This window comes from Lutibacter sp. (genome assembly GCF_041596795.1).
Classification (GTDB): Bacteria; Bacteroidota; Bacteroidia; order Flavobacteriales; family Flavobacteriaceae; genus Lutibacter.
Genome location: NZ_JBFHHX010000156.1, coordinates 1 through 6863, shown reverse-complemented (window position 1 = coordinate 6863; position 6863 = coordinate 1). Strand labels below are relative to the sequence as shown.

The following is a 6863-nucleotide window of genomic DNA, read 5'->3' as shown; positions in this document are numbered from 1 at the left end:
TTTTTAGAAGATAATTTAAAAATATTGCATCCGTTTATGCCATTTTTAACTGAAGAAATTTGGCAAGATATTACAGAAAGAACTCCAGATCAAGCGTTAATTATTGCGGAATATCCAAAAGTTGAAGCTTATAATACTAACTTAATTAACGAGTTTAATGTAGCTGCTGATGTTATTTCAGGAATTAGAACGGTTAGAAAAGATAAAAATATTTCGTTTAAAGATACAATTGAGTTTTCAATTTTAAACAACGACAAGGTAAGTACTAATTTTGATGCTGTTATTCAAAAAATGGGTAATATTAGTCAAATTAGTTATGTTACTGAAAAGGTTGAAGGTGCTTTAAGTTTTAGAGTAAAATCAAACGAATATTTTATTCCTATGGTTGGTGCTATTGATGTGGAAGCTGAAAAGGCGAAATTAGAAGAAGAATTAAAATATACACAAGGTTTTTTAAAATCGGTTCAAGGAAAATTAAGTAACGAGCGTTTTGTAAACAATGCTCCTGAAAAAGTATTAGCAATTGAACGTCAGAAAGAAGCCGATGCATTGGCAAAAATAGAAACTTTACAAGCAAGTTTAAAAAGTTTATAAAAGATACTACATTTACTGTGGTTGGTAAATGTATTTAGAAAGAGGCTAATTGCAAAGTAACATTTTACTTTGTAGTCAGTCTCTTTTGTTTTTTAACATTAATTTGTATTTAAAAGTTTAAAAAGCTGTGTTTTTTAAATGTTTTTGTTAAATTTATTCTACAAAAAATTGCAAACCTAATCACAATATAAACTAAGTAATTAAATGCTTTAATAATTTATAAGTCTATGAAAGTAATTCTATTGCTATTGTTTTGTATTAGTGTTAATTCTGTAAATGCTCAATTTGATGAAAATAATTCAATTTATTACTCTACTGAGTTGAGTTTGGGAAATTATATAGGATTAGATTTAAATATGAACTATGTTTATAAAGATAAATATTCTTTTAAAATTGGTTACAGTGGAAATATACGTAAACCAAAATCTCAACCCGAAGATTATACATCAGGATTAACAGGATTATTTCTGCTTGGATTGGCTAATCCGTACGATCAATTAGAAAATTATCAAATTGGAATGGGTAACATAATTAATCTTAATTCAAGTAAAACAATAAGACTTAATTTGTTAGCTGGATTAGGTTATACTATAATTAGGGAACCTGAAAATTGGGTTAGAAATAATGATGCGTTTTTAGCAGAAAATTACAACTGGAATTACCATAAGCATACTACGGTAAGTTTTATTATTAACCCCAAAATAGAATTTCCAATTAGTAGAATTTACGGTTTTACAATTTCTCCAATGCTACAAATTAATAAAGATAATTTATACTTTGGCGTTGGAATTGGTAATATGATAGGTTTGTTGAAAAGTAGAAGAAATTAAATTAGTGAAATAATTATTTAAAAATTCCTTTAATTTTTATGCACGTTTTGTGGCTAAAATGGGAAGGATATATAATCAAATTTTTTAAAAATAAATTAAAATGGAGAACAAAAACAAAGGATGGCAAAGAGTTTTACTAATTATATTTCCTTATATTATTATTGTAGGAATATTCCAGGTAATTGGTGCATTGGTTGCCGGAAGGGATCTTACAGTGGTAGAATATCAAAATTCATCAAGTCAACACTTAATAATTTCATTTTTCACTTTATTGGGAACATTTTTAGTTATTTGGCTTTTTATGAAAAAATTAGATAAAGAACCGCTTGTAAAAGTTGGTTTTGAAACAAAAAATAGGTTGTCAGATTTTTTAATAGGAACAGTTTTAGGTCTTATTGTAATGAGTGCTGGTTATTTTTTATTGATATTTATGGATGAAATAACATTTAAAACCATAGTTTTTGATGTAAAAGAAATAATAATTTCCGTTTTATTATTTATTGCGGTTGCAGTTGGAGAAGAACTATTGTTAAGAGGTTATATTTTAAAAAATTTAATGATTTCTTTCAATAAATATATGGCGCTTTTAATGTCATCAATACTATTTTCTTTAATGCACGGTTTTAATCCAAATATAGATTTATTTAGTTTAATTAATTTGTTTTTAGCCGGAATTTTATTAGGAATTTCTTATATACATACCAAAAATTTATGGTTTCCAATAGCATTACATTTAAGTTGGAATTTGTTTCAAACGTTATTTGGATTTAACGTAAGCGGACAAGATTCATATTCGTTAATAGAATTTACGATACAAGAAAATAATATGATAAATGGTGGTGATTTTGGTTTTGAAGGTTCAGTTTTAGCCGTAATTACTATGGTAATTATGATTATTGGTATTGAGTATTATTACGTTAAAATAAAACCAAAAGCGGTTGTGTAAAAATTGAGGAACTTCGTAATTCTAAAACAAGTTCAGAATTACGAAGTTTCCTGAAATATTAAATGCTAAATTAAAGCTTCTTTCAATAAACTTACAGGATGTTTACTTAATCGTTTTGTACCATCTTTTATTTGATGTCTGCAACTTGTTCCAGAAGCGGAAATTTCAACAGTTTCTGCTGTGTTTCTTACTTTCGGAAACAACGTGTCTTCACCAACTTGCATAGAAATAGCATAATGTTCTTTTTCATAACCAAAGGAACCTGCCATTCCGCAACAACCTGTATTTAAAATAGTTGGTTTATAATTTGTTGGAATATTTAACATGGTAAAAGTAGCTTCAGAAGTACTTAACGACTTTTGATGACAATGCACATGAATTTTAATCTCTTTTGATGTGTTTTTAAAATTTGATGAAGATATTTTCCCCAATTCAAATTCTTTTTTGATGAATTCTTCAATTGTAAAACTATATTTAGAAATATTTTCTGCTGAAATTTTATCATCAGCTAAACGAATATATTCATCTCTAAAACCTAAAATTGCTGATGGTTCAATACCAATTAAAGGTGTTTCTTTAGTAATTATATCTTTAAAAATGGTAATATTTTTATCAATTACAGTTTTTGCGTCGTTTAAAAAACCTTTCGATATAAAACTTCTGCCACTTTCTTCGTGTTCAATAAATAACACTTTATACCCCAATTTTGTTAACAATTCAATAGCATCTATACCAATAGTTACGTCGTAAAAATTGGTAAATTCATCACAAAATAAATAGACTTCTCCATTTTTAAAATTTGATGAATGAAGCCTTTTTTCATTTTTACGAATCCATTTTTTTAATGTTGTTTTATATATTTTAGGAATGCTTCTTTGTGTTGCAATTCCTATTATTTTTTTTGTGATATAATTGTTTAAAATAAAATTAGTTGCAAATGGCAAAATACTGCCTAATTTATTGTACTTGTTGTTGTTAGCAAATACATAAGTTCTTAAACTTGGCTTGTTTGTTTTTTGATATTGGTATAAAAACTCAGCTTTTAAGGCTGCAATATCTACGTTACTTGGGCATTCACTAGCACAAGCTTTACAACTTAAACATAAATCAAAAACATCTTTAAGTTCTTCATAATCAAACTTGTTTATTTTATCAGAATTTGTTAAAAATTCACGCAATGCATTTGCACGTGCTCTGGTGGTATCTTTTTCGTTTTTTGTAGCTCTGTAACTTGGGCACATGGTTCCACCAGCCGAAACTGGTTTTCTGCAATCTCCAGAACCATTACATTTTTCTGCTGCTCTTAAAATTCCTTCACTATCAGAAAAATCGGTAATAGTTTCAATTTCAGGTTCTGTTCTGTCTACTTTATAGCGTAAATTTTTATCCATAGGAAAAGCATTTACAATTTTTCCTTTGTTAAAAATAGTAGTTGGATCAAAAGCTGTTTTAATTCGTTTTAGTAACTCATAATTTTTTTCACCAATCATTAATGGAATAAATTCTGCACGTACAATTCCATCGCCGTGTTCACCACTTAAAGAGCCTTTGTATTTTTTTACTAAGTGCGCAACTTCTGTGGTTATTGTTCTAAAGAGAGCTACATCGACTTGTTTTTTTAAATTCAGAATTGGACGTAAATGAATTTCTCCTGCTCCAGCGTGCGCATAATACACAGCATCTTGACCAAATTTTTCCATCATTGCAGAAAATTCACCTATATAATTTGGTAAAACGGGTACTTCAACAGCAGTATCTTCAATACAGGCAACGGCTTTTCTATCGCCAACAATATTACCTAATAAACCCAAACCAGCTTTTCGTAAGTTAATTGCTTTATTAATATTGTCGCCAATTAATGTTGGATATGCATAACCAAAATTATGTTTTTGTAAATCGGCAATTAATGCATTGGCTAATTTTTGAGTTTCAGAAATGGAATTAGATTTTACTTCTAACATTAAAATAGCTTTTGGATCACCTTCAACAAAAAACCTATTTTTTAATTGTTCTCGGTTATTTTTAGTACAATCTAAAATAGTTTTATCCATTAATTCGCACATAAATAAATTATGTTTCATAGCAATTACAACAGCTTCCATACTTTCTTGTATGCTTGTAAAGTGTGCAGCTACCAAAATACTTTCAGTAGGAGGAAGGTTGTCTAATTGTAAGGTAATTTCAGTTGTAAAAGCCAAAGTTCCTTCGCTACCACATAATAATTTAGCTAAGTTTATTTTTTCTTCTGAATTTGAAAAAACATTGGTTTTTACCAAAGCATCTACGGCATAACCAGTATTTCTTCGGTGTATTGATGCTTTTGGAAATTCTTTTTCTATTTCTTGTTGAATTTCAGAATTAGAAAGCTCTTTATAAATTGTATTATAGATGTTGCTTTCTAAAGTATTTCCTAATTTTTTATAATTAAATTCTTCGTTAGTTAAGGCTTCAAAAACAACTTCAGAACCATCGCTTAAAATAGTTTTTAACGATAGTACTTTATCTCGTGTAACACCATAACGTATTGATGTTGTTCCTGATGAATTATTACCAACCATTCCACCAATCATACAGCGGTTTGTGGTTGAAGTATCTGGGCTAAAGAACAGTCCGAAAGGTTTTAAAAATAAATTTAACTCATCTCTAATAATTCCTGGTTGTACGGTAATTGTTTTGTTGGCTTCATCAAAAGTTAAAATTTTTGTAAAATATTTAGAAACATCAACTACAATTCCATCGCCAACACATTGTCCGGCTAAAGAAGTTCCTGCGGTTCTTGGAATTAAAGAAATCTTATTGGTAGTAGCAAAGGCAATAAGTGTTTGTATGTCTTGTGTGTTTTTAGGATACGCAACTGCTAATGGAATTTTCCTATAAACGGAAGCATCGGTGGCGTAAATACTTTTATGTAAATCATCAAAAAACAACTCACCATTTAAAGAATTTGATAAATTTTGAAGCATTTTTTTATTTCAAATTGAAAAATTAATTCAACGGAAAGATACTAAAATATTAGTTAGTTGTAAGTATGCTTAAATTTTTATATTTGTTAAAACATCCCTTTTCATGAAACACTATTTTTTAATTACTTGTATATTTTTTGTATCAATTTTACAAGCTCAAAATCAATTTGATTTACAGTATTATTTACCACAAAATTGTAATTATAATCCAGAAATTCCAACTCCAGAAAGTATTTTAGGTTATAAAGTAGGCGAGTGGCACGTAACACATGACAAACTTTTGGAATATATGAAAGCGGTTGCTAATTCTTCTGACAGAATTACTATTGAAACCAGTGGAAAAACTTTTGAAGGACGACCTATAATTTTGTTAACGGTTACGTCTCCAGAAAATCATTTGAAAATAGACGAGCTTAAAGAAAAACATTTTAATTTAACAGAAGTTTCAAAAAGTAAATTCTTAAATATTAATGAAATTCCTTTGGTTGTTTATCAAGGTTTTTCAGTGCACGGTAATGAAGCGAGTGGTGTTAACGCAAGTATGTTATTGGTATATTATTTGGCAGCTGCAGAAGGTGAAGCCATTAAAACTTTATTAAAAAATACCATTATTTTGGTGGATCCAGCGTTAAATCCTGATGGAGTTCAGCGGTTTGCGTATTGGGTTAATAGCAATAAAAGTGAACATTTAAATATAGATGCAAATGATAGAGAATTTCATGAAGTATGGCCAGGAGGAAGAACAAATCATTATTGGTTTGATTTAAATAGAGATTGGTTACCTGTACAATTGCCAGAATCACAAGCAAGGATAGAAACTTTTAGAAGTTGGATGCCAAATATTTTAACAGATCATCATGAAATGGGAAGTAATTCAACATTCTTTTTTCAACCAGGCGTGCAATCTAGAATACATCCTTTAACACCAATTGAAAATCAACAATTAACAAAAGAAATTGGAAATTATCATGCGCAAGCTTTTGATAAAATAGGATCGTTATATTTTACAGAAGAAAATTATGATGATTATTATTATGGAAAAGGATCTACATACCCCGATGTAAATGGTGCTGTTGGAATTTTGTTTGAGCAAGGAAGTTCTCGTGGTCATGCGCAAGAAACGGTAAATGGAGTTTTAACTTTTCCGTTTGCTATAAAAAATCAGTTTACGGCGGCTTTATCTACTTTAGCAGCTAGTTCAAACATGAGAATTTCATTATTAAAATATCAAAAGAAATTTTTTGATGATGTTGCTATAGAAAATACTAAAAATAATGTGAAAGCTTTGGTATTTGGTGATGAAAATGATGTTGCAAAAACGGTGCATTTGGCTGAGATTTTAAACAGACATAAAATAGAAATTTATAAACCCAAAGCCGATTTTTCTTCTGATGGAATAAACTTTAAAAAGGAATCTAGTTTTATAGTTCCAACCAATCAAAAAAATAGCAGACTTATACAAGCTATGTTTGAAAAGCGAACAACTTTTCAGGATAGTTTGTTTTATGATATTTCGGCGTGGACACTTCC

At 29.0% G+C, this 6863-nt stretch carries 5 protein-coding genes; 4 read left to right on the top strand and 1 reads right to left on the bottom strand.

Going from position 1 to position 6863, the window contains the following annotated elements; translation table 11 throughout:
* From ABY298_RS13870 to ABY298_RS13860, 3 genes are all read left to right on the top strand, one after another.
* On the top strand, positions 1-594 hold a 594-nt coding region (locus ABY298_RS13870), incomplete at its 5' end, for a class I tRNA ligase family protein (RefSeq protein ID WP_372746658.1).
* Positions 595-821: 227 nt separating this feature from the next.
* Positions 822-1424: a hypothetical protein gene (locus ABY298_RS13865; protein WP_372746657.1), complete on the top strand. Its 603-nt coding sequence runs from the start codon at positions 822-824 to the stop codon at positions 1422-1424.
* 100 nt (positions 1425-1524) lie between these two features.
* Entirely contained in the window at positions 1525-2370 is an 846-nt protein-coding gene (locus ABY298_RS13860; protein WP_372746656.1) for a lysostaphin resistance A-like protein, read from the top strand.
* Positions 2371-2435: 65 nt separating this feature from the next.
* On the opposite strand, the gene ABY298_RS13855 is transcribed toward ABY298_RS13860, so the two are convergent.
* A complete protein-coding gene (locus ABY298_RS13855) occupies positions 2436-5333 on the bottom strand; it encodes an FAD-binding and (Fe-S)-binding domain-containing protein (RefSeq protein ID WP_372746655.1) in 2898 nt (965 codons plus the stop codon).
* Between the two features lie 103 nt (positions 5334-5436).
* Here ABY298_RS13855 and ABY298_RS13850 point away from each other — a divergent pair.
* Positions 5437-6863: M14 family metallopeptidase (locus ABY298_RS13850; protein ID WP_372746654.1), on the top strand; the 1427-nt coding region annotated here is incomplete at its 3' end.